The organism is Escherichia sp. F1, assembly GCF_046764225.1.
GTDB lineage: Bacteria > Pseudomonadota > Gammaproteobacteria > Enterobacterales > Enterobacteriaceae > Escherichia > Escherichia coli.
In genome coordinates this window covers 4,633,438-4,659,326 of the sequence record NZ_CP177202.1, presented here as the reverse complement: position 1 = coordinate 4,659,326, position 25,889 = coordinate 4,633,438, and the positions used below count along the sequence as shown (strand labels likewise).

The following is a 25,889-nucleotide window of genomic DNA, read 5'->3' as shown; positions in this document are numbered from 1 at the left end:
ACCGCCTGACGCACTAAGGAACAGCCAAAATGACCGAACTTAAAAACGATCGTTATCTGCGGGCGCTGCTGCGCCAGCCCGTTGATGTCACTCCAGTATGGATGATGCGCCAGGCGGGTCGCTATCTACCGGAATATAAAGCCACGCGCGCCCAGGCGGGCGATTTTATGTCGCTGTGCAAAAACGCCGAGCTGGCGTGCGAAGTGACTTTGCAACCGCTGCGTCGCTATCCGCTGGATGCGGCGATCCTCTTTTCCGATATCCTCACCGTGCCGGACGCGATGGGGTTAGGGCTCTATTTTGAAGCCGGAGAAGGTCCGCGTTTTACCTCGCCAGTCACCTGCAAAGCCGACGTCGATAAACTGCCAATTCCGGACCCGGAAGATGAGCTGGGTTACGTGATGAACGCGGTGCGTACCATTCGTCGCGAACTGAAAGGCGAAGTGCCGCTGATTGGTTTTTCCGGCAGCCCGTGGACGCTGGCGACCTATATGGTGGAAGGCGGCAGCAGCAAAGCGTTCACCGTGATCAAAAAAATGATGTATGCCGATCCACAGGCGCTGCACGCGCTACTCGATAAACTGGCGAAAAGCGTCACTTTGTATCTGAATGCGCAGATTAAAGCCGGTGCTCAGGCAGTGATGATTTTCGACACCTGGGGCGGCGTGCTTACCGGGCGCGATTATCAACAGTTCTCGCTTTATTACATGCATAAAATTGTTGATGGTTTACTGCGTGAAAACGACGGTCGCCGCGTACCGGTCACGCTGTTTACCAAAGGCGGCGGACAGTGGCTGGAAGCGATGGCAGAAACCGGTTGCGATGCGCTGGGCCTCGACTGGACAACGGACATCGCCGATGCGCGCCGCCGCGTGGGCAATAAAGTCGCGTTGCAGGGCAATATGGATCCGTCGATGCTGTACGCGCCGCCAGCCCACATTGAAGAAGAAGTAGCGACTATACTTGCAGGTTTCGGTCACGGTGAAGGTCATGTCTTTAACCTTGGTCACGGCATTCATCAGGATGTGCCGCCAGAACATGCTGGCGTGTTTGTGGAGGCAGTGCATCGGTTATCTGAACAGTATCACCGCTAAGAGCCTGGTCCATCAGGCTATTTTATTTGCCATTTTGAGGCCGGGCAGTGCTCAAAATCCTCACGTACTACGTGTACGCTCCGGTTTTTCCGCGCTGTCCGGCCTCAAACTGCCTTCAACAATTACGCCTAGTGGACCAGGCTCTAAGGAGCGATTATGGATCTCGCGTCATTACGCGCTCAACAAATTGAACTGGCTTCTTCTGTGATCCGCGAGGATCGACTCGATAAAGATCCGCCGGATCTGATCGCCGGAGCCGATGTCGGATTTGAGCAGGGCGGAGAAGTGACGCGAGCGGCGATGGTGCTGCTGAAATACCCCTCGCTTGAGCTGGTGGAGTATAAAGTGGCCCGCATCGCCACCACCATGCCTTACATTCCAGGTTTTCTCTCGTTCCGCGAATATCCTGCGCTGCTGGCAGCGTGGGAGATGCTGTCGCAAAAGCCGGATTTAGTGTTTGTCGATGGTCACGGGATCTCGCATCCTCGCCGTCTTGGCGTCGCCAGCCACTTTGGTTTGCTGGTGGATGTGCCGACCATTGGCGTGGCGAAAAAACGGCTCTGCGGTAAATTCGAACCGCTCTCCAGCGAACCGGGCGCGCTGGCCCCACTGATGGATAAAGGCGAGCAGCTGGCCTGGGTCTGGCGCAGCAAAGCGCGCTGTAACCCATTGTTTATCGCTACCGGCCATCGGGTCAGCGTGGACAGCGCGCTGGCGTGGGTACAACGCTGCATGAAAGGCTATCGTCTGCCGGAGCCAACGCGCTGGGCGGACGCGGTGGCCTCGGAACGTCCGGCGTTCGTGCGCTATACAGCAAATCAGCCCTAATTCAGGTAAACTGCGGATAATTTCCGTATTTGAGAACTCAACATGTTACAAAACCCAATTCATCTGCGTCTGGAGCGCCTGGAAAGCTGGCAGCACGTCACTTTTATGGCCTGCTTATGCGAACGCATGTACCCTAATTACGCCGTATTCTGTCAGCAAACTGGTTTTGGTGATGGGCAGATTTACCGCCGCATTCTCGATCTCATCTGGGAAACGCTGACCGTCAAAGACGCAAAAGTAAATTTCGACAGCCAACTGGAGAAATTTGAAGAAGCGATTCCTTCAGCCGACGATTTCGATCTGTACGGCGTTTATCCGGCAATCGATGCCTGCGTGGCGTTAAGTGAACTGGTCCATTCGCGTTTGAGTGGTGAAACGCTCGAACACGCGGTGGAAGTGAGTAAGACCTCCATCACGACCGTTGCGATGCTGGAAATGACTCAGGCTGGTCGCGAAATGAGCGATGAAGAGCTCAAAGAAAATCCAGCAGTAGAGCAAGAATGGGACATTCAGTGGGAAATATTCCGACTTTTAGCTGAGTGCGAAGAACGCGATATCGAGCTGATAAAAGGCCTTAGGGCAGACCTGCGTGAGGCGGGCGAGAGCAATATTGGTATAATTTTTCAGCAATAAGACCAGAAAACGTGATTTAACGCCTGATTTGTCGTACCTGGAGTCTTCCCTTTCGCCCCCCGTCTGGTCTACATTTGGGGGGCGAAAAAAAGTGGCTATCGGTGCGTGTATGCAGGAGAGTGCTATTCTGGCATTTCCGTCGCACTCGATGCTTAGCAAGCGATAAACACATTGTAAGGATAACTTATGAACAAGACTCAACTGATTGATGTAATTGCAGAGAAAGCAGAACTGTCCAAAACCCAGGCTAAAGCTGCTCTGGAGTCCACTCTGGCTGCAATTACTGAGTCTCTGAAAGAAGGCGATGCTGTACAACTGGTTGGTTTCGGTACCTTCAAAGTGAACCACCGCGCTGAGCGTACTGGCCGCAACCCGCAGACCGGTAAAGAAATCAAAATTGCCGCAGCTAACGTACCGGCATTTGTTTCTGGCAAGGCACTGAAAGACGCAGTTAAGTAAGATTGCGTGGCAGTGAACAGTTTTAACGAAGGGGTGGTTTCACCCCTTTTGTCTTTCTGGCGTCGATCATTGATGCTGGCTGGCGCTCTGTTTCTCACTGCCTGTAGTCACAACTCTTCACTTCCTCCCTTTACCGCCAGTGGATTTGCTGAAGACCAGGGCGCGGTACGCATCTGGCGAAAAGACAGTGGCGATAATGTGCATCTGCTTGCCGTGTTTAGCCCGTGGCGCAGTGGCGATACCACGACGCGAGAGTATCGCTGGCAGGGCGATAACCTTACGCTCATCAATATCAATGTTTACAGCAAACCGCCGGTGAACATTCGCGCGCGTTTTGACGATCGCGGCGATCTGAGCTTTATGCAACGTGAATCCGATGGGGAAAAGCAGCAGCTTTCTAACGACCAAATCGATTTATACCGTTATCGTGCTGATCAGATCCGCCAGATTAGCGATGCTTTACGTCAGGGGAGAGTCGTGCTGCGCCAGGGGCGCTGGCATGCGATGGAACAGACCGTGACCACCTGCGAAGGACAAACCATTAAACCTGATTTAGATTCGCAGGCGATAGCGCATATCGAGCGCCGCCAGAGCCGCTCTTCTGTTGATGTCAGCGTGGCATGGCTGGAAGCGCCCGAAGGTTCGCAATTACTGTTAGTGGCAAACTCTGATTTCTGTCGCTGGCAACCCAACGAGAAAACGTTCTGATTTACCAGTGGCCCATACCCATATGACCGCCACCACCGCAGCCGCCGTAGCCCATGCCCATTCCGGCTCCGCGCGGAATACCCGCTTCAGCCATCGCAATATCCCGTTTCACCCGTAACTCATCTAACGACTGACGCAAAGCCTCCATCTCTTTGGCGACCGCGTTAATTTTGCTGCTATCCGGTGGGTTCGCGGCTAACAGGGCATTGTATTCATAACGCTTCGTCACCAGTTGCTGTTGCAGTGCGCTGCTTTGAGCGTAAAAGTCATTATGGATTTTCTGCCACGCTGTTTGTTGTTCGCTGGTCAAGGGCGCGGCATTTTGTTGCCACATCCCGTGTCCGCCGTGAGCAAATGCAGATGTCGATCCCATCGCCATTGCTGAAAGCGCCATCATCACCAGGGCAATTTTCGTGTTCCGTTTCATGGTTAATCCTCCAGTGGTTGTCTTACTTTGGGTATTGCATCTTTCGTGCCAACAACGAAACGCTGATATGACGGGTAATCTGGCATGATAAACGAGTAAAAATGACTCGCCTGCTGTGGGTGGCGAGTCATTTTTACTCATTGAAACTTAAGTCTTTGTGTTACAACGCAGGGTAAGCGCTGCTAAAAGATGGCATGATTTCTGCTGTCAAAAAGGGATGAACAGGCAAAGAAGAAGATACGTTTTATGCAACGTTCAAAAGACACCTTAGCCAAATGGTTAAGCGCTATCCTCCCCGTGGTCATTGTTGGGCTGGTGGGGTTGTTTGCGGTGACAGTGATTCGCGATTATGGGCGCGAGACTGCCGCCGCCAGACAAACGCTGCTGGAAAAAGGCAGTGTACTTATCCGTGCTCTCGAATCCGGCTCGCGCGTCGGCATGGGGATGCGCATGCATCATGCGCAGCAGCAGGCATTACTGGAAGAAATGGCCGGGCAGCCTGGTGTACGTTGGTTTGCGGTCACGGATGAACAAGGAACAATCGTGATGCATAGCAACTCCGGCATGGTGGGAAAACAGCTTTATTCCCCGCAGAAAATGCAGCAGTTACATCCGGGAGATGAAGAAGCGTGGCGGCGGATCGATAGCGCAGACGGCGAGCCTGTTCTGGAAATTTATCGCCAGTTTCAACCGATGTTTGCTGCTGGAATGCACCGGATGCGCCATATGCAGCAGTATGCCGCGACACCACAAGCAATTTTTATCGCTTTCGACGCCAGTAACATTGTGAGTGCTGAGGATCGTGAGCAGAGAAATACCCTGATTATCCTCTTCGCTCTGGCGACGGTCTTGCTGGCAAGCGTGTTGTCATTCTTCTGGTATCGCCGATATCTGCGCTCGCGGCAGCTATTGCAGGATGAAATGAAGCGCAAAGAGAAGCTGGTGGCACTGGGGCATCTTGCGGCAGGCGTCGCCCACGAAATCCGTAACCCACTTTCCTCGATTAAAGGGCTGGCGAAATACTTTGCCGAACGTGCGCCAGCAGGGGGAGAAGCGCATCAACTGGCGCAGGTGATGGCGAAAGAAGCCGACCGTTTAAACCGCGTGGTAAGCGAGTTGCTGGAACTGGTCAAGCCAACGCATCTGGCTTTGCAGGCGGTGGATCTCAACACGCTGATTAACCACTCATTACAGCTGGTAAGCCAGGATGCAAACAGCCGGGAGATCCAGTTACGCTTTACCGCCAACGACACATTACCGGAAATTCAGGCCGATCCGGACAGGCTGACTCAGGTCCTGTTGAATCTCTATCTCAATGCTATTCAGGCGATTGGTCAGCATGGCGTGATTAGCGTGACGGCCAGCGAAAGCGGCGCGGGCGTGAAAATCAGCGTTACCGACAGCGGTAAGGGAATTGCGGCAGATCAGCTTGAAGCCATCTTCACCCCGTACTTCACCACCAAAGCCGAAGGTACCGGACTGGGGCTGGCGGTCGTGCATAATATTGTTGAACAACACGGTGGTACAATTCAGGTCGCAAGCCAGGAGGGAAAAGGCGCAACGTTCACCCTCTGGCTTCCGGTCAATATTACGCGTAAGGACCCACAAGGATGACGCACGATAATATCGATATTCTGGTGGTGGATGATGACATTAGCCACTGCACTATTTTGCAGGCTTTACTGCGCGGCTGGGGCTATAACGTCGCGCTGGCGAACAGCGGGCGACAGGCGCTGGCGCAGGTGCGGGAACAGGTTTTTGATCTTGTGCTTTGCGATGTGCGAATGGCGGAGATGGACGGCATTGCCACGCTAAAAGAGATCAAAGCGTTAAATCCGGCAATTCCGGTACTGATTATGACCGCATACTCCAGCGTCGAGACGGCGGTAGAGGCACTGAAAACTGGGGCGCTGGATTATCTCATCAAGCCGCTGGATTTCGATAACCTACAGGCGACGCTGGAAAAGGCGCTCGCACATACGCACAGTGTTGACGCTGAAACGCCTGCGGTGTCTGCCAGCCAGTTCGGTATGGTCGGTAAAAGCCCGGCGATGCAACACCTGCTCAGTGAAATCGCCCTCGTCGCGCCATCGGAAGCCACGGTGCTGATCCACGGCGATTCCGGCACCGGTAAAGAGCTGGTCGCCAGGGCGATTCACGCCAGTAGCGCACGGAGTGAAAAACCACTGGTAACGCTCAACTGTGCGGCACTCAACGAATCCTTGCTGGAATCTGAATTGTTCGGTCACGAAAAAGGGGCGTTTACCGGAGCCGACAAACGGCGGGAAGGGCGCTTTGTTGAGGCGGACGGCGGCACGCTGTTTCTCGATGAAATTGGCGATATCTCGCCGATGATGCAGGTGCGTCTGCTACGTGCGATTCAGGAGCGCGAAGTTCAGCGTGTCGGCAGCAACCAGACCATCTCGGTTGATGTCCGGCTGATTGCGGCGACCCATCGCGATCTTGCCGCAGAGGTGAATGCCGGGCGTTTTCGCCAGGATCTCTACTATCGCCTGAACGTGGTGGCGATTGAAGTACCGTCGCTGCGGCAACGGCGGGAAGATATTCCTCTGCTGGCTGACTATTTTCTTCAGCGCTTTGCCGAGCGTAATCGCAAGGCGGTAAAAGGTTTTACGCCCCAGGCGATGGATCTGTTGATTCATTACGACTGGCCGGGAAATATTCGTGAACTGGAAAACGCGGTAGAACGGGCGGTGGTGCTGCTGACCGGGGAATATATTTCCGAACGCGAGCTGCCGCTGGCGATTGCGAGTACGCCGATCCCGCTGGTACAAAGTCAGGATATTCAGCCGCTGGTGGAAGTCGAAAAAGAGGTGATTCTTGCGGCACTGGAGAAAACGGGCGGCAACAAAACCGAAGCCGCCCGTCAGTTAGGGATCACGCGCAAAACGCTCTTGGCAAAACTGTCGCGTTAGTTCTGCTCGCGTTCGATAGCGCGCCAGCCGATATCTTTCCGGCAGAAGCAGTCGTCCCAATGGATATCGGTCATTAAGGCATAAGCGCGTTTCTGCGCTTCTGCCACAGTATGACCCAGCGCGGTGACGCACAGTACGCGCCCGCCGCTGGTCACTACCTGCTCGTCATCCGCCAGTTTCGTGCCCGCGTGGAACACTTTGCCGTCAGACACTTCTTCCAGCGGCAGGCCGTGGATCACATCGCCGGTGCGGTAATCGCCCGGATATCCACCCGCAGCCATCACCACGCCGAGAGAAGCGCGTTCATCCCACTCGGACGTTTTCTCGTCAAGCGTACCTTCACAGGCTGCCAGGCAGAGCTCAACCAGATCGGACTTCATGCGCAGCATAATCGGCTGGGTTTCCGGATCGCCAAAGCGGCAGTTAAATTCGATAACCTTCGGATTGCCCTGTTTGTCGATCATCAGGCCCGCGTAGAGAAAACCGGTGTAGGTGTTGCCTTCTGCCGCCATGCCTTTCACGGTTGGCCAGATGATTCGTTCCATCGTGCGCTGATGAACCTCATCGGTCACTACTGGCGCAGGGGAGTAAGCGCCCATCCCGCCGGTGTTCGGCCCGGTATCTTTATCGCCTACGCGTTTGTGATCCTGGCTGGTGGCCATCGGCAGCACATGCTCACCGTCCACCATCACGATAAAGCTCGCTTCTTCGCCGTCGAGGAACTCTTCGATAACGATGCGATGCCCCGCGTCGCCAAAAGCGTTGCCCGCCAGCATATCGTGAACAGCCGCTTCCGCTTCTTCCTGCGTCATCGCCACGATAACGCCTTTCCCGGCAGCCAGACCGTCAGCTTTAATGACGATTGGCGCGCCTTTCTCACGCAGATACGCCAGCGCAGGTTCTACCTCGGTGAAGTTCTGGTATTCCGCCGTAGGGATCTGATGGCGGGCCAGGAAATCCTTGGTAAACGCTTTCGAGCCTTCCAGCTGCGCGGCACCTGCGGTTGGGCCGAAGATTTTCAGCCCGGCGGCGCGGAAGGTATCCACTACGCCTTTCACCAGCGGCGCTTCCGGGCCGACGATGGTTAGATCGATCTTTTCGTTTTGCGCGAAATCCAGCAGCGCCGGGATATCGGTTACGCCGATAGCGACGTTTTGCAGTGTGGGTTCCAGCGCAGTGCCTGCATTACCCGGAGCAACAAAAACAGTTTCAACCAGCGGCGACTGGGCCGCTTTCCAGGCCAGCGCGTGCTCGCGCCCGCCGTTACCAATCACTAATACTTTCATCTGTCGCTCCATTAATGGCGGAAGTGGCGCATGTCGGTGAAGAGCATCGCAATACCGTGCTCGTCGGCGGCGGCAATCACTTCGTCATCACGGATAGAACCGCCAGGCTGGATTACGCAGGTCACGCCCGCAGCGGCGGCGGCATCAATACCGTCGCGGAACGGGAAGAACGCGTCAGAAGCCATCGAGGAACCTTTCACTTCCAGGCCTTCATCGGCCGCTTTAATACCGGCGATTTTTGCGGAGTACACGCGGCTCATCTGGCCCGCGCCAATGCCGATGGTCATATTGTTTTTGGCATAGACAATGGCGTTGGATTTCACGAACTTCGCCACTTTCCAGCAGAACAGCGCATCACGCAGTTCCTGTTCGGTCGGCTGACGTTTGGTGACGACGCGCAGTTCTTCTGCACCGACCATGCCCAGATCGCGATCCTGAACCAGCAGACCGCCGTTAACACGTTTGAAATCAAGACCCGGAACACGCTCGCTCCACTGACCGCAGGTCAGGACGCGCACGTTCTGTTTGGCGGCGGTGATTTTCAGGGCTTCTTCGCTGGCGGACGGCGCAATAATCACTTCAACAAACTGACGAGAAATGATGGCCTGCGCGGTTTCCGCATCCAGCTCGCGGTTAAAGGCGATAATGCCGCCGAATGCGGAGGTCGGGTCGGTTTTGTACGCGCGATCGTAAGCATCAAGAATGGAATGGCCGATAGCCACGCCGCAAGGGTTGGCGTGCTTCACAATCACACATGCCGGCTCGGCGAACTCTTTCACGCACTCCAGCGCCGCATCGGTGTCGGCGATGTTGTTATAAGAGAGGGCTTTACCCTGAACCTGGGTTGCAGTAGCAACGGAGGCTTCTTTCACATTCTCTTCTATATAGAAGGCAGCCTGCTGGTGGCTGTTCTCGCCGTAACGCATATCCTGCTTCTTAATGAAGTTCAGGTTCAGCGTGCGTGGGAAGCGACCGGCGGCTTCTTTGCTTTCACCGTGGTAAGCCGGAACCATGCTGCCGAAGTAGTTGGCAATCATGCTGTCGTAGGCGGCAGTGTGTTCGAAGGCTTTGATGGCAAGGTCGAAACGGGTTGCAAGCGTCAGCGATCCTTCGTTGGCATCCATCTCTTTAATAATGGCGTCGTAGTCGCTGCTCTTCACCACGATTGCGACATCTTTATGGTTCTTGGCGGCGGAGCGCACCATCGTTGGGCCGCCGATATCGATGTTCTCAACCGCATCTTCCAGTGAGCAGCCTTCACGGGCAACGGTCTGGGCGAACGGATACAGGTTAACAACCACCATATCGATAGGCTGGATCTGATGTTCTTCCATAATGGCATCGTCCTGGCCGCGACGGCCCAGAATGCCACCATGTACTTTCGGATGCAGGGTCTTCACGCGTCCATCCATCATCTCCGGGAAACCGGTGTAATCGGAAACTTCGGTTACCGGCAGACCTTTTTCTGCTAACAGACGGGCAGTGCCCCCTGTAGACAGCAGCTCCACACCGCGTGCGGAAAGTGCCTGGGCGAATTCGACGATACCGGCTTTGTCAGAAACACTGAGCAGAGCGCGGCGGACTGGACGACGTTGTTGCATGGTAAATCCCCTGGATTTGACTATTACAGAGAGCGTTAGCTGAATTTTTCGCGAAAAACTCAGCTAACGCCCCTAACGGGGCATCCTTATTTTTCGCCCGCATTGTAACGAAAACGTTTGCGCAACGCTCGCGAATTTTTCTCTTTCAATGGTGATCACAATTTTGACAGTGTTTACCGTGGGAAAAATACAGAAATTACATTGATGATTGTGGATAACTCTGTGCGTAAAAAGGTATAAAGCGGGGTTTTGCTGGGGAATGCAGCAGTCAGTCATTTTTCTGCAATTTTTCTATTGCGGCCTGCGGAGAACTCCCTATAATGCGCCTCCATCGACACGGCGGATGTGAATTACTTCACACAAACAGCCGGTTCGGTTGAAGAGAAAAATCCTGAAATTCAGGGTTGACTCTGAAAGAGGAAAGCGTAATATACGCCACCTCGCGACAGTGAGCTGAAAGCCGCGTCGCAACTGCTCTTTAACAATTTATCAGACAATCTGTGTGGGCACTCGAAGATACGGATTCTTAACGTCGCAAGACGAAAAATGAATACCAAGTCTCAAGAGTGAACACGTAATTCATTACGAAGTTTAATTCTTTGAGCATCAAACTTTTAAATTGAAGAGTTTGATCATGGCTCAGATTGAACGCTGGCGGCAGGCCTAACACATGCAAGTCGAACGGTAACAGAAAGCAGCTTGCTGCTTTGCTGACGAGTGGCGGACGGGTGAGTAATGTCTGGGAAACTGCCTGATGGAGGGGGATAACTACTGGAAACGGTAGCTAATACCGCATAATGTCGCAAGACCAAAGAGGGGGACCTTCGGGCCTCTTGCCATCGGATGTGCCCAGATGGGATTAGCTAGTAGGTGGGGTAACGGCTCACCTAGGCGACGATCCCTAGCTGGTCTGAGAGGATGACCAGCCACACTGGAACTGAGACACGGTCCAGACTCCTACGGGAGGCAGCAGTGGGGAATATTGCACAATGGGCGCAAGCCTGATGCAGCCATGCCGCGTGTATGAAGAAGGCCTTCGGGTTGTAAAGTACTTTCAGCGGGGAGGAAGGGAGTAAAGTTAATACCTTTGCTCATTGACGTTACCCGCAGAAGAAGCACCGGCTAACTCCGTGCCAGCAGCCGCGGTAATACGGAGGGTGCAAGCGTTAATCGGAATTACTGGGCGTAAAGCGCACGCAGGCGGTTTGTTAAGTCAGATGTGAAATCCCCGGGCTCAACCTGGGAACTGCATCTGATACTGGCAAGCTTGAGTCTCGTAGAGGGGGGTAGAATTCCAGGTGTAGCGGTGAAATGCGTAGAGATCTGGAGGAATACCGGTGGCGAAGGCGGCCCCCTGGACGAAGACTGACGCTCAGGTGCGAAAGCGTGGGGAGCAAACAGGATTAGATACCCTGGTAGTCCACGCCGTAAACGATGTCGACTTGGAGGTTGTGCCCTTGAGGCGTGGCTTCCGGAGCTAACGCGTTAAGTCGACCGCCTGGGGAGTACGGCCGCAAGGTTAAAACTCAAATGAATTGACGGGGGCCCGCACAAGCGGTGGAGCATGTGGTTTAATTCGATGCAACGCGAAGAACCTTACCTGGTCTTGACATCCACGGAAGTTTTCAGAGATGAGAATGTGCCTTCGGGAACCGTGAGACAGGTGCTGCATGGCTGTCGTCAGCTCGTGTTGTGAAATGTTGGGTTAAGTCCCGCAACGAGCGCAACCCTTATCCTTTGTTGCCAGCGGTCCGGCCGGGAACTCAAAGGAGACTGCCAGTGATAAACTGGAGGAAGGTGGGGATGACGTCAAGTCATCATGGCCCTTACGACCAGGGCTACACACGTGCTACAATGGCGCATACAAAGAGAAGCGACCTCGCGAGAGCAAGCGGACCTCATAAAGTGCGTCGTAGTCCGGATTGGAGTCTGCAACTCGACTCCATGAAGTCGGAATCGCTAGTAATCGTGGATCAGAATGCCACGGTGAATACGTTCCCGGGCCTTGTACACACCGCCCGTCACACCATGGGAGTGGGTTGCAAAAGAAGTAGGTAGCTTAACCTTCGGGAGGGCGCTTACCACTTTGTGATTCATGACTGGGGTGAAGTCGTAACAAGGTAACCGTAGGGGAACCTGCGGTTGGATCACCTCCTTACCTTAAAGAAGCGTACTTTGCAGTGCTCACACAGATTGTCTGATGAAAATGAGCAGTAAAACCTCTACAGGCTTGTAGCTCAGGTGGTTAGAGCGCACCCCTGATAAGGGTGAGGTCGGTGGTTCAAGTCCACTCAGGCCTACCAAATTTGCACGGCAAATTTGAAGAGGTTTTAACTACATGTTATGGGGCTATAGCTCAGCTGGGAGAGCGCCTGCTTTGCACGCAGGAGGTCTGCGGTTCGATCCCGCATAGCTCCACCATCTCTGTAGTGATTAAATAAAAAATACTTCAGAGTGTACCTGCAAAGGTTCACTGCGAAGTTTTGCTCTTTAAAAATCTGGATCAAGCTGAAAATTGAAACACTGAACAACGAAAGTTGTTCGTGAGTCTCTCAAATTTTCGCAACACGATGATGAATCGAAAGAAACATCTTCGGGTTGTGAGGTTAAGCGACTAAGCGTACACGGTGGATGCCCTGGCAGTCAGAGGCGATGAAGGACGTGCTAATCTGCGATAAGCGTCGGTAAGGTGATATGAACCGTTATAACCGGCGATTTCCGAATGGGGAAACCCAGTGTGATTCGTCACACTATCATTAACTGAATCCATAGGTTAATGAGGCGAACCGGGGGAACTGAAACATCTAAGTACCCCGAGGAAAAGAAATCAACCGAGATTCCCCCAGTAGCGGCGAGCGAACGGGGAGCAGCCCAGAGCCTGAATCAGTGTGTGTGTTAGTGGAAGCGTCTGGAAAGGCGCGCGATACAGGGTGACAGCCCCGTACACAAAAATGCACATACTGTGAGCTCGATGAGTAGGGCGGGACACGTGGTATCCTGTCTGAATATGGGGGGACCATCCTCCAAGGCTAAATACTCCTGACTGACCGATAGTGAACCAGTACCGTGAGGGAAAGGCGAAAAGAACCCCGGCGAGGGGAGTGAAAAAGAACCTGAAACCGTGTACGTACAAGCAGTGGGAGCCTCTTTATGGGGTGACTGCGTACCTTTTGTATAATGGGTCAGCGACTTATATTCTGTAGCAAGGTTAACCGAATAGGGGAGCCGAAGGGAAACCGAGTCTTAACTGGGCGTTAAGTTGCAGGGTATAGACCCGAAACCCGGTGATCTAGCCATGGGCAGGTTGAAGGTTGGGTAACACTAACTGGAGGACCGAACCGACTAATGTTGAAAAATTAGCGGATGACTTGTGGCTGGGGGTGAAAGGCCAATCAAACCGGGAGATAGCTGGTTCTCCCCGAAAGCTATTTAGGTAGCGCCTCGTGAATTCATCTCCGGGGGTAGAGCACTGTTTCGGCAAGGGGGTCATCCCGACTTACCAACCCGATGCAAACTGCGAATACCGGAGAATGTTATCACGGGAGACACACGGCGGGTGCTAACGTCCGTCGTGAAGAGGGAAACAACCCAGACCGCCAGCTAAGGTCCCAAAGTCATGGTTAAGTGGGAAACGATGTGGGAAGGCCCAGACAGCCAGGATGTTGGCTTAGAAGCAGCCATCATTTAAAGAAAGCGTAATAGCTCACTGGTCGAGTCGGCCTGCGCGGAAGATGTAACGGGGCTAAACCATGCACCGAAGCTGCGGCAGCGACACTATGTGTTGTTGGGTAGGGGAGCGTTCTGTAAGCCTGTGAAGGTGTGCTGTGAGGCATGCTGGAGGTATCAGAAGTGCGAATGCTGACATAAGTAACGATAAAGCGGGTGAAAAGCCCGCTCGCCGGAAGACCAAGGGTTCCTGTCCAACGTTAATCGGGGCAGGGTGAGTCGACCCCTAAGGCGAGGCCGAAAGGCGTAGTCGATGGGAAACAGGTTAATATTCCTGTACTTGGTGTTACTGCGAAGGGGGGACGGAGAAGGCTATGTTGGCCGGGCGACGGTTGTCCCGGTTTAAGCGTGTAGGCTGATTTTCCAGGCAAATCCGGAAAATCAAGGCTGAGGCGTGATGACGAGGCACTACGGTGCTGAAGCAACAAATGCCCTGCTTCCAGGAAAAGCCTCTAAGCATCAGGTAACATCAAATCGTACCCCAAACCGACACAGGTGGTCAGGTAGAGAATACCAAGGCGCTTGAGAGAACTCGGGTGAAGGAACTAGGCAAAATGGTGCCGTAACTTCGGGAGAAGGCACGCTGATATGTAGGTGAAGCGACTTGCTCGTGGAGCTGAAATCAGTCGAAGATACCAGCTGGCTGCAACTGTTTATTAAAAACACAGCACTGTGCAAACACGAAAGTGGACGTATACGGTGTGACGCCTGCCCGGTGCCGGAAGGTTAATTGATGGGGTTAGCGCAAGCGAAGCTCTTGATCGAAGCCCCGGTAAACGGCGGCCGTAACTATAACGGTCCTAAGGTAGCGAAATTCCTTGTCGGGTAAGTTCCGACCTGCACGAATGGCGTAATGATGGCCAGGCTGTCTCCACCCGAGACTCAGTGAAATTGAACTCGCTGTGAAGATGCAGTGTACCCGCGGCAAGACGGAAAGACCCCGTGAACCTTTACTATAGCTTGACACTGAACATTGAGCCTTGATGTGTAGGATAGGTGGGAGGCTTTGAAGTGTGGACGCCAGTCTGCATGGAGCCGACCTTGAAATACCACCCTTTAATGTTTGATGTTCTAACGTTGGCCCCTGATCGGGGTTGCGGACAGTGTCTGGTGGGTAGTTTGACTGGGGCGGTCTCCTCCTAAAGAGTAACGGAGGAGCACGAAGGTTGGCTAATCCTGGTCGGACATCAGGAGGTTAGTGCAATGGCATAAGCCAGCTTGACTGCGAGCGTGACGGCGCGAGCAGGTGCGAAAGCAGGTCATAGTGATCCGGTGGTTCTGAATGGAAGGGCCATCGCTCAACGGATAAAAGGTACTCCGGGGATAACAGGCTGATACCGCCCAAGAGTTCATATCGACGGCGGTGTTTGGCACCTCGATGTCGGCTCATCACATCCTGGGGCTGAAGTAGGTCCCAAGGGTATGGCTGTTCGCCATTTAAAGTGGTACGCGAGCTGGGTTTAGAACGTCGTGAGACAGTTCGGTCCCTATCTGCCGTGGGCGCTGGAGAACTGAGGGGGGCTGCTCCTAGTACGAGAGGACCGGAGTGGACGCATCACTGGTGTTCGGGTTGTCATGCCAATGGCACTGCCCGGTAGCTAAATGCGGAAGAGATAAGTGCTGAAAGCATCTAAGCACGAAACTTGCCCCGAGATGAGTTCTCCCTGAGACTTTAAGTCTCCTGAAGGAACGTTGAAGACGACGACGTTGATAGGCCGGGTGTGTAAGCGCAGCGATGCGTTGAGCTAACCGGTACTAATGAACCGTGAGGCTTAACCTTACAACGCCGAAGATGTTTTGGCGGATTGAGAGAAGATTTTCAGCCTGATACAGATTAAATCAGAACGCAGAAGCGGTCTGATAAAACAGAATTTGCCTGGCGGCCTTAGCGCGGTGGTCCCACCTGACCCCATGCCGAACTCAGAAGTGAAACGCCGTAGCGCCGATGGTAGTGTGGGGTCTCCCCATGCGAGAGTAGGGAACTGCCAGGCATCAAATAAAACGAAAGGCTCAGTCGGAAGACTGGGCCTTTTGTTTTATCTGTTGTTTGTCGGTGAACGCTCTCCTGAGTAGGACAAATCCGCCGGGAGCGGATTTGAACGTTGCGAAGCAACGGCCCGGAGGGTGGCGGGCAGGACGCCCGCCATAAACTGCCAGGCATCAAATTAAGCGAAAGGCCATCCGTCAGGATGGCCTTTTTGCGTTGGTGCAAAAAAAATGCCGGGTGCGACGCTGGCGCGTCTTCTCCAGCCTGGGCAGGCACGGCAGGGGCAGCTTATTCCCCCACATACGCCAGATTCAGCAACGGATACGGTTTCCCCAAATCGTCCACCTCAGAGCGTCCCGTAACCTTAAAACCCACCTTCTTATAGAACCCAACCGCCTGCTCATTTTGCTCATTAACGTTGGTTGTCAGTTCCGGTGCCATCGAGAGCGCATGCTTCACCAGCATCCGACCCACGCCGCAGCCGCGCACATCAGGATCGATAAACAGCGCATCCATATGCTGCCCACTTGACAACATAAACCCAACCGGCCGATCCCGCTCATTAACCGCGACCCACAACGGCGCTTCCGGCAGGAAGGAACGCACCAGCTCTTCCAGCTCGGCCCGATACTCTGCTGATAAAAAATCGTGAGTGGCATCGACAGAACGGCACCAAATCGCAACCAGTTCCTCCCCTTCCTCATGCCGTGAGCGGCGAATACTAATAACCATTTTCTCTCCTTTTCGTCATTCTTATATTCTAACGTAGCCTTTTCCTTGAAACTTTCTCACCTTCAACATGCAGACTCGACATTGGCAAATTTTCTGGTTATCTTCAGCTATCTGGATGTCTAAACGTATAAGCGTATGTAGTGAGGTAATCAGGTTATGCCGATTCGTGTGCCGGACGAGCTACCCGCCGTCAATTTCTTGCGTGAAGAAAACGTCTTTGTGATGACAACTTCTCGTGCGTCTGGTCAGGAAATTCGTCCACTTAAGGTTCTGATCCTAAACCTGATGCCGAAGAAGATTGAAACTGAAAATCAGTTTCTGCGCCTGCTTTCAAACTCACCTTTGCAGGTCGATATTCAGCTGTTGCGCATCGATTCCCGTGAATCGCGCAACACGCCCGCAGAGCATCTGAATAACTTCTACTGTAACTTTGAAGATATTCAGGAACAAAACTTTGACGGTCTGATAGTTACCGGCGCGCCGCTGGGCCTGGTGGAGTTTAATGATGTCGCTTACTGGCCGCAGATCAAACAGGTGCTGGAGTGGTCGAAAGATCACGTCACCTCGACGCTGTTTGTCTGTTGGGCGGTCCAAGCCGCGCTCAATATCCTCTACGGCATTCCTAAGCAAACCCGCACCGACAAACTCTCTGGCGTTTACGAGCATCATATTCTCCATCCTCATGCGCTTCTGACGCGTGGCTTTGATGATTCATTCCTGGCACCACATTCGCGCTATGCTGACTTTCCGGCAGCGTTGATTCGTGATTATACCGATCTGGAAATTCTGGCAGAGACGGAAGAAGGGGATGCATATCTGTTTGCCAGCAAAGATAAGCGCATTGCCTTTGTGACGGGCCATCCCGAATATGATGCGCAAACGCTGGCGCAGGAATTTTTCCGCGATGTGGAAGCCGGACTGGACCCGGATGTACCGTATAACTATTTTCCGCATAATGATCCGCAAAATACACCGCGAGCGAGCTGGCGTAGTCACGGTAATTTGCTGTTTACCAACTGGCTCAACTATTACGTCTACCAGATCACGCCATACGATCTACGGCACATGAATCCAACGCTGGATTAATCTTCTGTGATAGTCGATCGTTAAGCGATTCAGCACCTTACCTCAGGCACCTTCGGGTGCCTTTTTTATTTCCGAAACGCACCTCAGTAGGTGAATAAATTTTATTCATATTGTTATCAATAAGTTATCAAGTATTTTTAATTAAAATGGAAATTGTTTTTGATTTTGCATTTTAAATGAGTAGTCTTAGTTGTGCTGAACGAAAAGCGCACAACGATCCTTCGTTCACAGTGGGGAAGTTTTCGGATCCATGACGAGGAGCTGCACGATGACTGAACAGGCAACAACAACCGATGAACTGGCTTTCATAAGGCCGTATGGCGAGCAGGAGAAGCAAATTCTTACTGCCGAAGCGGTAGAATTTCTGACTGAGCTGGTGACGCATTTTACGCCACAACGCAATAAACTTCTGGCAGCGCGCATTCAGCAGCAGCAGGATATCGATAACGGAACGTTGCCTGATTTTATTTCGGAAACAGCTTCCATTCGTGATGCTGACTGGAAAATTCGTGGTATTCCCGCGGACTTACAAGATCGTCGGGTAGAGATTACCGGCCCGGTTGAGCGCAAGATGGTGATCAACGCGCTCAACGCCAATGTGAAAGTCTTTATGGCCGATTTCGAAGATTCACTGGCACCAGACTGGAACAAAGTGATCGACGGGCAAATTAACCTGCGTGATGCAGTTAACGGCACCATCAGCTATACCAATGAAGCAGGCAAAATTTATCAGCTCAAGCCCAATCCAGCGGTGTTGATTTGTCGGGTACGCGGTCTGCACTTGCCGGAAAAACATGTCACCTGGCGTGGTGAGGCAATCCCCGGTAGCCTGTTTGATTTTGCGCTCTATTTCTTCCACAACTATCAGGCACTGTTGGCAAAGGGCAGCGGTCCCTATTTCTATCTGCCGAAAACCCAGTCCTGGCAGGAAGCGGCCTGGTGGAGCGAAGTCTTCAGCTATGCAGAAGATCGCTTTAATCTGCCGCGCGGCACCATCAAGGCGACGTTGCTGATTGAAACGCTGCCCGCCGTGTTCCAGATGGATGAAATCCTTCACGCGCTGCGTGACCATATTGTTGGTCTGAACTGCGGTCGTTGGGATTACATCTTCAGCTATATCAAAACGTTGAAAAACTATCCCGATCGCGTCCTGCCAGACAGACAGGCAGTGACGATGGATAAACCGTTCCTTAATGCCTACTCACGCCTGCTGATTAAAACCTGCCATAAACGCGGTGCTTTTGCTATGGGCGGCATGGCAGCGTTTATTCCGAGCAAAGATGAAGAGCGTAATAACCAGGTGCTCAACAAAGTAAAAGCGGATAAAGCGCTGGAAGCCAATAACGGTCACGATGGCACATGGATCGCTCACCCAGGCCTTGCGGATACGGCAATGGCGGTATTCAACGACATTCTCGGCTCCCGTAAAAATCAGCTTGAAGTGATGCGCGAACAAGACGCGCCGATTACTGCCGATCAGCTGCTGGCACCTTGTGATGGTGAACGCACCGAAGAAGGTATGCGCGCCAACATTCGCGTGGCTGTGCAGTACATCGAAGCATGGATCTCCGGCAACGGCTGCGTGCCGATTTATGGCCTGATGGAAGATGCGGCGACGGCTGAAATTTCCCGTACCTCGATCTGGCAGTGGATCCATCATCAAAAAACGTTGAGCAATGGCAAACCGGTGTCCAAAGCCTTGTTCCGCCAGATGCTGGGCGAAGAGATGAAAGTCATTGCCAGCGAACTGGGCGAAGAACGTTTCTCCCAGGGGCGTTTTGACGATGCCGCACGCTTGATGGAACAGATCACCACTTCCGATGAGTTAATAGATTTCCTGACCCTGCCAGGCTACCGCCTGTTAGCGTAAACCACCACATAACTATGGAGCATCTGCACATGAAAACCCGTACACAACAAATTGAAGAATTACAGAAAGAGTGGACTCAACCGCGTTGGGAAGGCATTACTCGCCCGTACAGCGCGGAAGATGTGGTGAAATTACGCGGTTCAGTCAATCCTGAATGCACCCTGGCGCAACTGGGCGCGGCGAAAATGTGGCGTCTGCTGCACGGCGAGTCGAAAAAAGGCTACATCAACAGCCTCGGCGCACTGACTGGCGGTCAGGCGCTGCAACAGGCGAAAGCGGGTATTGAAGCAGTCTATCTGTCGGGATGGCAGGTAGCGGCGGACGCTAACCTGGCGGCCAGCATGTATCCGGATCAGTCGCTCTATCCGGCAAACTCGGTGCCAGCTGTGGTGGAGCGGATCAACAATACTTTCCGCCGTGCGGATCAGATCCAATGGTCCGCGGGCATTGAGCCGGGCGATCCGCGCTATGTCGATTACTTCCTGCCGATCGTTGCCGATGCGGAAGCCGGTTTTGGCGGTGTCCTGAATGCCTTTGAACTGATGAAAGCGATGATTGAAGCCGGTGCAGCGGCAGTTCACTTCGAAGATCAGCTGGCATCAGTGAAGAAATGCGGTCACATGGGCGGCAAAGTTTTAGTGCCAACTCAGGAAGCTATTCAGAAACTGGTCGCGGCGCGTCTGGCAGCTGACGTGACGGGCGTTCCAACCCTGCTGGTTGCTCGTACCGATGCCGATGCGGCGGATCTGATTACCTCCGATTGCGACCCATATGACAGCGAATTTATTACCGGCGAGCGTACCAGCGAAGGCTTCTTCCGTACTCATGCAGGTATTGAACAAGCGATCAGCCGTGGCCTGGCGTATGCGCCATATGCTGACCTGGTATGGTGTGAAACCTCCACGCCAGACCTGGAACTGGCGCGTCGCTTTGCACAAGCTATCCACGCGAAATATCCGGGCAAACTGCTGGCTTATAACTGCTCGCCGTCGTTCAACTGGCAGAAAAACCTCGACGACAAAACTATTGCCAGCTTCCAGCAGCAGCTGTCGGATATGGGCTACAAGTTCCAGTTCATCACCCTGGCAGGCATCCACAGCATGTGGTTTAACATGTTCGACCTGGCAAATGCCTATGCCCAGGGCGAAGGCATGAAGCATTACGTTGAGAAAGTGCAGCAGCCGGAATTTGCCGCTGCGAAAGATGGCTATACCTTCGTATCTCACCAGCAGGAAGTGGGTACAGGTTATTTCGATAAAGTGACGACCATTATTCAGGGCGGCACGTCTTCAGTCACCGCGCTGACCGGCTCCACCGAAGAATCGCAGTTCTAACAACCAACGCCCCTTTCCGTAAGGCGAGGGGCGAATTAAGGAGAGGCGATGCCGCGTGGCCTGGAATTACTGATTGCACAAACCATTTTGCAAGGTTTCGACGCTCAGTATGGTCGATTCCTCGAAGTGACTTCCGGGGCGCAGCAGCGTTTCGAACAAGCCGACTGGCACGCTGTCCAGCAGGCGATGAAAAACCGTATCCATCTTTACGATCATCACGTGGGTCTGGTGGTGGAGCAACTGCGCTGCATTACCAACGGCCAAAGCACGGACGCGGCATTTTTACTGCGCGTCAAAGAGCATTACACCCGGCTGTTGCCGGATTACCCGCGCTTCGAGATTGCGGAGAGCTTTTTTAACTCCGTGTACTGTCGGTTATTTGACCACCGCTCGCTTACTCCCGAGCGGCTTTTTATCTTTAGCTCCCAGCCAGAGCGCCGTTTTCGTACCATTCCCCGCCCGCTGGCGAAAGACTTTCACCCCGATCACGGCTGGGAATCTCTGCTGATGCGCGTTATCAGCGATCTGCCGCTGCGTCTGCGTTGGCAGAATAAAAGCCGTGACATTCATTACATCGTTCGCCATCTGACGGAAACGCTGGGGACAGACAACCTCGCGGAAAGTCATTTACAGGTGGCGAACGAACTGTTTTACCGCAATAAAGCCGCCTGGCTGGTAGGCAAACTGATCACGCCTTCCGGCACATTGCCATTTTTGCTGCCGATCCACCAGACGGACGACGGCGAGTTATTTATTGATACCTGCCTGACGACGACCGCCGAAGCGAGCATTGTTTTTGGCTTTGCGCGTTCTTATTTTATGGTTTACGCGCCGCTGCCCGCAGCACTGGTCGAGTGGCTACGGGAAATTCTGCCAGGTAAAACCACCGCTGAATTGTATATGGCTATCGGCTGCCAGAAGCACGCCAAAACCGAAAGCTACCGCGAATATCTCGTTTATCTACAGGGCTGTAATGAGCAGTTCATTGAAGCGCCGGGTATTCGTGGCATGGTGATGCTGGTGTTTACGCTGCCGGGCTTTGATCGGGTATTCAAAGTCATCAAAGACAAGTTCGCGCCGCAGAAAGAGATGTCTGCCGCTCACGTTCGCGCCTGCTATCAACTGGTGAAAGAGCACGATCGCGTGGGCCGAATGGCGGACACCCAGGAGTTTGAAAACTTTGTGCTGGAGAAGAGGCATATTTCCCCGGCATTAATGGAATTACTGCTCCAGGAAGCAGAGGAGAAAATCACCGATCTCGGTGAACATATTGTGATTCGCCATCTTTATATTGAGCGGCGGATGGTGCCGCTCAATATCTGGCTGGAACAAGTGGAAGGTCAGCAGCTGCGCGACGCCATTGAAGAGTACGGTAACGCTATTCGCCAGCTTGCCGCCGCTAACATTTTCCCTGGCGACATGCTGTTTAAAAACTTTGGTGTCACCCGTCACGGGCGTGTGGTGTTTTATGATTACGACGAAATTTGCTACATGACGGAAGTGAACTTCCGCGACATCCCACCGCCGCGCTACCCGGAGGACGAACTTGCCAGCGAACCGTGGTACAGCGTCTCGCCGGGCGATGTTTTCCCGGAAGAGTTTCGCCACTGGCTATGCGCCGACCCCCGCATTGGGCCACTGTTTGAAGAGATGCACGCCGACCTGTTCCGCGCTGATTACTGGCGCGCACTACAAAACCGTATTCGTGAAGGACATGTGGAAGATGTTTATGCGTATCGGCGCAGGCAAAGATTTAGCGTACGGTATGGGGAGATGCTTTTTTGAGTAAGGTTTCCATCTTATTTTTCTCCGTAATGTATCGAGGGTTATCCTTAAAGCCAAAGCTTTCAGCCATCTTATTTATCGTATTAAGGATTAATTCAGCAATAACCCGGTGATCCAATTCAAAAGCCAACTCAAAGGCAGAGTATTTTTGTGGCGCTTTGTGTTGCCAAAAATCCATAATATCTTCAGCAGTAAATTCAAACAGGCGTGCATGGTCAGATAAAGCAAGATAAACCGTCTCTACAACGTTTTGTTGTTTATGCTGTATCGCTGAAAACAAACCGGGATATTCATTAGAATTATTTGCCAGGAGGAGGGGCTTCATATTTTTTTTATCGAATTTAAACGTATTAAACAGAGTGGGTAATGCGTTAAAAATAGTCTTAATAACGTTCATATGTCCGCGCTGCATGGCCATAAACAAACCCGTGTCGCGCGCAAGACTTTTAGCGGTCAGAAGATCTACAATATCGGAAGCTGAAATGTTAATTTCCTGGGCCAGACAGGGTAATGCTTCGAGAATAACTTTCACGATATCGCTATGTCCATTTTGCATCGCCAGGTATAGTCCTGGGCAACCATAAAAATCCTTTGCCTTCAGGAGATCGAGTACCTGTTCTTTAGTCAAATGACATGTGCGAATTAACAAAGGTAACGCGTCCAAAACAATTTTCAGCATGTCGGCATCACCATTCGCCATAACATGGTATAAAACATGGCTGGACGTTCTATTTTTGGCACTCAGGAATTTATACACTTGTTCGTTATCTAAATGATGTGTTGCGGCCAGTTTAGGTAAGGCGTTCAGAATCGAGGTTACAACATTTTTATCCTTACGTGATATCGCTAAAAATAATCCAGAAAAACCATTTTTATCTTTTGCCTCCACAATATTAATGAGATTTTTTTTCGAGAGTAACCCTTCATATCCTGGCTCTGACAATGAATTGAAAATAGTCTCAACGATATCCGCATTACCATAATTTATAGCCAAATATAAACCGGGGAGGTTAATACTATTATAGGCAGTCAACATTTCTGTTCTATGTAGTTCTGGCATTTTCTGGAGTTGAGTCATCAGTTGCGTAAGTTGATGATTCTGACCAATTGCCATTAGCAAATTCATCGTTGCAGGTGATAATGGAGGGGGTATTTCATCCACAGATCCTTTTAGCATCAATAGCTGTTCTTTCGGAAGTGCTGGAATTATTGCAACAGATTGGTTAATAACATGATCATTTGACCATTTCAGGAGGCTATAATCTACATTCATAAAGTCCATCAGTGAATAGTGTTTAATATCCTCTTTACTTTCGCTCATGATTCTTATTTTATCGTTAGTTACATTTGGATCATAAACCGAAACCACGTAATGGGTACATCCTTCAGTTGTGTTCTTTATTCTTAGCCGGACCGTCAAAGCATGGTTATCCACCAATAATATGGCTGCCATAACACTGATGCCATTTGATGCCATCTTGTCAAAATATGCTTTCATAACTAGCCCGAAATCACCGCAGGCAGCAACGCAACGCCCCTCAGGACGGCTGGAAATCAACGCCAAAGTCTGGTTTTTGCATTTTTTGTTGAAGTGAGTGAGAAATTTTTCAGCTGAAGAGTAATCATCTTTATGGGGTTTGTAGTCAACATTCTGATAAATATCATTAATATATTGTGCAGCAATGTGTCGGCATACTATACGGTTTTGGGGGCGCCCCGGAAAATAACATTGACCATTAAGTTTAATTCTTGGAAATTCTTTTTCTTTTCTATCTGATTTTAGATTTAATTTTTGTTTATCAAGAGCGTCTGTGCGTTGAGGTAAAATTTCCATCAGGTATTCTTCAAATATTGGAGCAATGGTTTGAGTGAGTGTCGTGTTTTCATTTTTATTAATTATCGTAATTTCTTTTTTATCAGTCTGTAAGACGGACGTGGAAAACTTAATGACAAAATCCTTGTTACTAAAGATATGACGACCATTTTGTCTACAGTTCTCTGAGAAGCTTTTTAATAGAGGCGTCGCCAGCTCCTTGCCAGAAAATTTATCCTCGAGTTCTTTATAAAACAATTCACTCAGGGTTTGGTGTTCATTTGTCTGGGCTGTATTATTAATATTTGCAGAGAAAGAACTACGAGGAATACGAGTAATCATTTAAATATCTCATTGTTTATTGATGTCTTGAATTTTAACTATCAGAACAGTGAAAAAATTTAATATGATTACAAGTAAAGAAATATCATAAATCGCTCAATCTCATAATGCAGCCGTAAAAGTTTCGGTGGAATGAGAACTTGCGATTTTGTTAATAATTAAGTGGTTTGATGTTTAAAAATAATGCTGAGTTAATAAAAGTGTGTGAAGTGTATGACATTAAGTTATTTTGGCGTCTATGCGATTAACAGACACCCTTATTCTATTACCACTCAGGTATGACGGGCAGAATATTGCCTCTGCCCGCCAGAAAAAAGTCAGCGCATTCCACCGTACGCCAGCGTCACTTCCTTCGCCGCTTTAATCACCATTGCGCCAAACTCGGTCACGCGGTCATCGGTAATACGTGAAATCGGTCCGGAAATTGAAATTGCGGCAAACGGTTCGCGGTGCTCATCGAAAATACATGCCGCGAGACAACGCAGTCCCAGGGCATGTTCTTCATCATCAAATGAATAACCCCGTTTGCGCGTTTGGGCGAGATCTTCTTTTAAATGCACAGGAGACACCAGCGTTGCGTGGGTATAGGCATGTAACCCTTTGCGGTGCAGCAGCTTCGTCACCTGCTCTTCACTTAATTGGGCTAAAAAGGCTTTACCCGCACCGGAAGCATGCATCGGTAATTTACCGCCGATAGGCGCGGACATTCGCATCAGGTGGGTACACTGTACCTGGTCGATAATAATCGCTTCATGATCGCTTTGATCAAGCACCGCCATATTAACCGTTTCGCCAGACTCTTCCATTAGATTGCGCAGGATAGGGTGAACAATTGCTAACAAATTACGGCTCTGGAGAAAGCTGCTGCCGACCATAAAGGCATGTGCGCCGATTGCCCAGTGTCCCAGTTCGCCAACCTGACGCACGAAACCCTGCTGTTGCATCGTGGTTAGCAGGCGGTGGGTCGTGGAATTGGGTAACCCGGCTTGTTGCGCCAGCTCCGTGAGTGCCACACTGCCATTGGATTCGGCAATCCACTCCAGTAATTTCAGGCCACGCGTTAAAGACTGAACCTGTCCAGTCGCTGGTGCGGTGGCAACGGCGGGTTTTCTGCCGCGTTTCGCGGGAATGGGTGCGACCATGACAGTCTCCTTTTTCTGTATCGTGGAAATCATTTTCATTTTTATTGTTAGCTAATGCAATAGTTGCTGAACTGATCCGATGAGTTAATGTTGAACAAAT

General features: G+C 51.7%; 17 protein-coding genes, 2 tRNA genes and 3 rRNA genes. 16 read left to right on the top strand and 6 right to left on the bottom strand.

The annotated features are described in order from the left end of the window. The first annotated feature begins 29 nt into the window (after positions 1–29). The 5 genes from hemE (at position 30) to ACK8NJ_RS22300 (ending at position 3,722) form a co-directional block, all read left to right on the top strand. A complete protein-coding gene (hemE, locus tag ACK8NJ_RS22320) occupies positions 30–1,094 on the top strand; it encodes a uroporphyrinogen decarboxylase (RefSeq protein ID WP_125097814.1) in 1,065 nt (354 codons plus the stop codon). 156 nt (positions 1,095–1,250) lie between these two features. Then, positions 1,251–1,922 carry a deoxyribonuclease V gene (gene nfi / locus ACK8NJ_RS22315; protein WP_000362388.1) on the top strand — a complete coding sequence of 224 codons (672 nt, stop codon included), beginning with the start codon at positions 1,251–1,253 and terminating at the stop codon, positions 1,920–1,922. Positions 1,923–1,964: 42 nt separating this feature from the next. Continuing rightward, complete coding sequence (locus ACK8NJ_RS22310) at positions 1,965–2,555, top strand: YjaG family protein (RefSeq protein ID WP_000941119.1); 591 nt, start codon at positions 1,965–1,967, stop codon at positions 2,553–2,555. Positions 2,556–2,741: 186 nt separating this feature from the next. After that, positions 2,742–3,014, top strand: a complete 273-nt coding sequence (gene hupA / locus ACK8NJ_RS22305) for a nucleoid-associated protein HU-alpha (protein ID WP_001044513.1) — start codon at positions 2,742–2,744, stop codon at positions 3,012–3,014. A gap of 12 nt (positions 3,015–3,026) precedes the next feature. After that, positions 3,027–3,722, top strand: a complete 696-nt coding sequence (locus tag ACK8NJ_RS22300) for a DUF1481 domain-containing protein (protein ID WP_001300651.1) — start codon at positions 3,027–3,029, stop codon at positions 3,720–3,722. Position 3,723: 1 nt separating this feature from the next. Here the strand turns inward: ACK8NJ_RS22300 and zraP are convergent, their stop codons facing one another. Next, positions 3,724–4,149, bottom strand: a complete 426-nt coding sequence (gene zraP, locus ACK8NJ_RS22295; RefSeq protein WP_034173750.1) for a zinc resistance sensor/chaperone ZraP — start codon at positions 4,147–4,149, stop codon at positions 3,724–3,726. A gap of 237 nt (positions 4,150–4,386) precedes the next feature. Here zraP and zraS point away from each other — a divergent pair, with 237 nt between their 5' ends. Continuing rightward, positions 4,387–5,763 (top strand): two-component system sensor histidine kinase ZraS, encoded by a 1,377-nt coding sequence (gene zraS / locus ACK8NJ_RS22290; RefSeq protein ID WP_024177873.1) that lies wholly within the window; start codon positions 4,387–4,389, stop codon positions 5,761–5,763. Continuing rightward, a complete protein-coding gene (gene zraR, locus ACK8NJ_RS22285; RefSeq protein WP_411961989.1) occupies positions 5,760–7,085 on the top strand; it encodes a sigma-54-dependent response regulator transcription factor ZraR in 1,326 nt (441 codons plus the stop codon). Before zraS ends, zraR begins: the two co-directional genes overlap by 4 nt. On the opposite strand, the gene purD is transcribed toward zraR, so the two are convergent. Continuing rightward, positions 7,082–8,371 carry a phosphoribosylamine--glycine ligase gene (purD, locus tag ACK8NJ_RS22280; RefSeq protein ID WP_096932490.1) on the bottom strand — a complete coding sequence of 430 codons (1,290 nt, stop codon included), beginning with the start codon at positions 8,369–8,371 and terminating at the stop codon, positions 7,082–7,084. The two genes, zraR and purD, sit on opposite strands and share 4 nt — an antisense overlap. 11 nt (positions 8,372–8,382) lie before the next feature. Then, positions 8,383–9,972, bottom strand: coding sequence for a bifunctional phosphoribosylaminoimidazolecarboxamide formyltransferase/IMP cyclohydrolase (gene purH, locus ACK8NJ_RS22275; RefSeq protein ID WP_411961988.1), 1,590 nt, complete (start codon positions 9,970–9,972; stop codon positions 8,383–8,385). Between the two features lie 616 nt (positions 9,973–10,588). On the opposite strand from purH, the gene ACK8NJ_RS22270 reads away from it, so the two are divergent. The 5 genes from ACK8NJ_RS22270 (at position 10,589) to rrf (ending at position 15,689) form a co-directional block, all read left to right on the top strand. Further along, positions 10,589–12,130, top strand: a 16S ribosomal RNA gene (locus tag ACK8NJ_RS22270). Between the two features lie 68 nt (positions 12,131–12,198). After that, positions 12,199–12,275 (top strand) — tRNA-Ile (locus tag ACK8NJ_RS22265). Between the two features lie 42 nt (positions 12,276–12,317). Then, positions 12,318–12,393 (top strand) — tRNA-Ala (locus tag ACK8NJ_RS22260). Positions 12,394–12,576: 183 nt separating this feature from the next. Further along, positions 12,577–15,478, top strand: a 23S ribosomal RNA gene (locus tag ACK8NJ_RS22255). A 95-nt stretch (positions 15,479–15,573) separates the two neighbouring features. Continuing rightward, positions 15,574–15,689: ribosomal RNA gene (rrf, locus tag ACK8NJ_RS22250) — 5S ribosomal RNA — on the top strand. Together the 16S, 23S and 5S rRNA genes with 2 tRNA genes alongside form the textbook arrangement of a ribosomal RNA operon. Before the next feature lie 284 nt (positions 15,690–15,973). Here rrf and ACK8NJ_RS22245 read toward each other — a convergent pair. Next, the gene (locus ACK8NJ_RS22245) at positions 15,974–16,417 is read right to left on the bottom strand and encodes an acetyltransferase (RefSeq protein ID WP_000236993.1); all 444 of its coding nucleotides are present in this window, start codon (positions 16,415–16,417) and stop codon (positions 15,974–15,976) included. A gap of 156 nt (positions 16,418–16,573) precedes the next feature. Here ACK8NJ_RS22245 and metA point away from each other — a divergent pair, with 156 nt between their 5' ends. The 4 genes from metA to aceK all read left to right on the top strand — a co-directional run bounded on the left by metA (position 16,574) and on the right by aceK (position 22,492). Then, on the top strand, positions 16,574–17,503 hold the full coding sequence (gene metA, locus ACK8NJ_RS22240) for a homoserine O-acetyltransferase MetA (protein WP_001122782.1): 930 nt from the start codon (positions 16,574–16,576) through the stop codon (positions 17,501–17,503). 268 nt (positions 17,504–17,771) lie between these two features. Next, positions 17,772–19,373 (top strand): malate synthase A, encoded by a 1,602-nt coding sequence (gene aceB / locus ACK8NJ_RS22235; protein ID WP_000138866.1) that lies wholly within the window; start codon positions 17,772–17,774, stop codon positions 19,371–19,373. A gap of 29 nt (positions 19,374–19,402) precedes the next feature. Next, the gene (aceA, locus tag ACK8NJ_RS22230) at positions 19,403–20,707 is read left to right on the top strand and encodes an isocitrate lyase (RefSeq protein ID WP_000857856.1); all 1,305 of its coding nucleotides are present in this window, start codon (positions 19,403–19,405) and stop codon (positions 20,705–20,707) included. Positions 20,708–20,755: 48 nt separating this feature from the next. After that, positions 20,756–22,492 (top strand): bifunctional isocitrate dehydrogenase kinase/phosphatase, encoded by a 1,737-nt coding sequence (gene aceK, locus ACK8NJ_RS22225; RefSeq protein WP_411961987.1) that lies wholly within the window; start codon positions 20,756–20,758, stop codon positions 22,490–22,492. Here aceK and espL4 read toward each other — a convergent pair. Beyond that, on the bottom strand, positions 22,461–24,647 hold the full coding sequence (gene espL4 / locus ACK8NJ_RS22220) for a type III secretion system effector EspL4 (RefSeq protein ID WP_411961986.1): 2,187 nt from the start codon (positions 24,645–24,647) through the stop codon (positions 22,461–22,463). The genes aceK and espL4 overlap by 32 nt on opposite strands. A gap of 317 nt (positions 24,648–24,964) precedes the next feature. After that, a complete protein-coding gene (gene iclR / locus ACK8NJ_RS22215; RefSeq protein WP_000226403.1) occupies positions 24,965–25,789 on the bottom strand; it encodes a glyoxylate bypass operon transcriptional repressor IclR in 825 nt (274 codons plus the stop codon). Positions 25,790–25,889: the final 100 nt, after the last annotated feature.

What these genes read in the sequence shown, in the direction of transcription:
- purH (WP_411961988.1), bottom strand. Translation starts at nt 9,972, where the DNA reads ATGCAACAACGTCGTCCAGTCCGCCGCGCTCTGCTCAGTGTTTCTGAC.
- iclR (WP_000226403.1), bottom strand. Translation starts at nt 25,789, where the DNA reads ATGGTCGCACCCATTCCCGCGAAACGCGGCAGAAAACCCGCCGTTGCC.
- espL4 (WP_411961986.1), bottom strand. Translation starts at nt 24,647, where the DNA reads ATGATTACTCGTATTCCTCGTAGTTCTTTCTCTGCAAATATTAATAAT.
- ACK8NJ_RS22310 (WP_000941119.1), top strand. Translation starts at nt 1,965, where the DNA reads ATGTTACAAAACCCAATTCATCTGCGTCTGGAGCGCCTGGAAAGCTGG.
- purD (WP_096932490.1), bottom strand. Translation starts at nt 8,371, where the DNA reads ATGAAAGTATTAGTGATTGGTAACGGCGGGCGCGAGCACGCGCTGGCC.
- ACK8NJ_RS22245 (WP_000236993.1), bottom strand. Translation starts at nt 16,417, where the DNA reads ATGGTTATTAGTATTCGCCGCTCACGGCATGAGGAAGGGGAGGAACTG.
- aceK (WP_411961987.1), top strand. Translation starts at nt 20,756, where the DNA reads ATGCCGCGTGGCCTGGAATTACTGATTGCACAAACCATTTTGCAAGGT.
- metA (WP_001122782.1), top strand. Translation starts at nt 16,574, where the DNA reads ATGCCGATTCGTGTGCCGGACGAGCTACCCGCCGTCAATTTCTTGCGT.
- aceB (WP_000138866.1), top strand. Translation starts at nt 17,772, where the DNA reads ATGACTGAACAGGCAACAACAACCGATGAACTGGCTTTCATAAGGCCG.
- hupA (WP_001044513.1), top strand. Translation starts at nt 2,742, where the DNA reads ATGAACAAGACTCAACTGATTGATGTAATTGCAGAGAAAGCAGAACTG.
- zraP (WP_034173750.1), bottom strand. Translation starts at nt 4,149, where the DNA reads ATGAAACGGAACACGAAAATTGCCCTGGTGATGATGGCGCTTTCAGCA.
- nfi (WP_000362388.1), top strand. Translation starts at nt 1,251, where the DNA reads ATGGATCTCGCGTCATTACGCGCTCAACAAATTGAACTGGCTTCTTCT.
- aceA (WP_000857856.1), top strand. Translation starts at nt 19,403, where the DNA reads ATGAAAACCCGTACACAACAAATTGAAGAATTACAGAAAGAGTGGACT.
- hemE (WP_125097814.1), top strand. Translation starts at nt 30, where the DNA reads ATGACCGAACTTAAAAACGATCGTTATCTGCGGGCGCTGCTGCGCCAG.
- zraR (WP_411961989.1), top strand. Translation starts at nt 5,760, where the DNA reads ATGACGCACGATAATATCGATATTCTGGTGGTGGATGATGACATTAGC.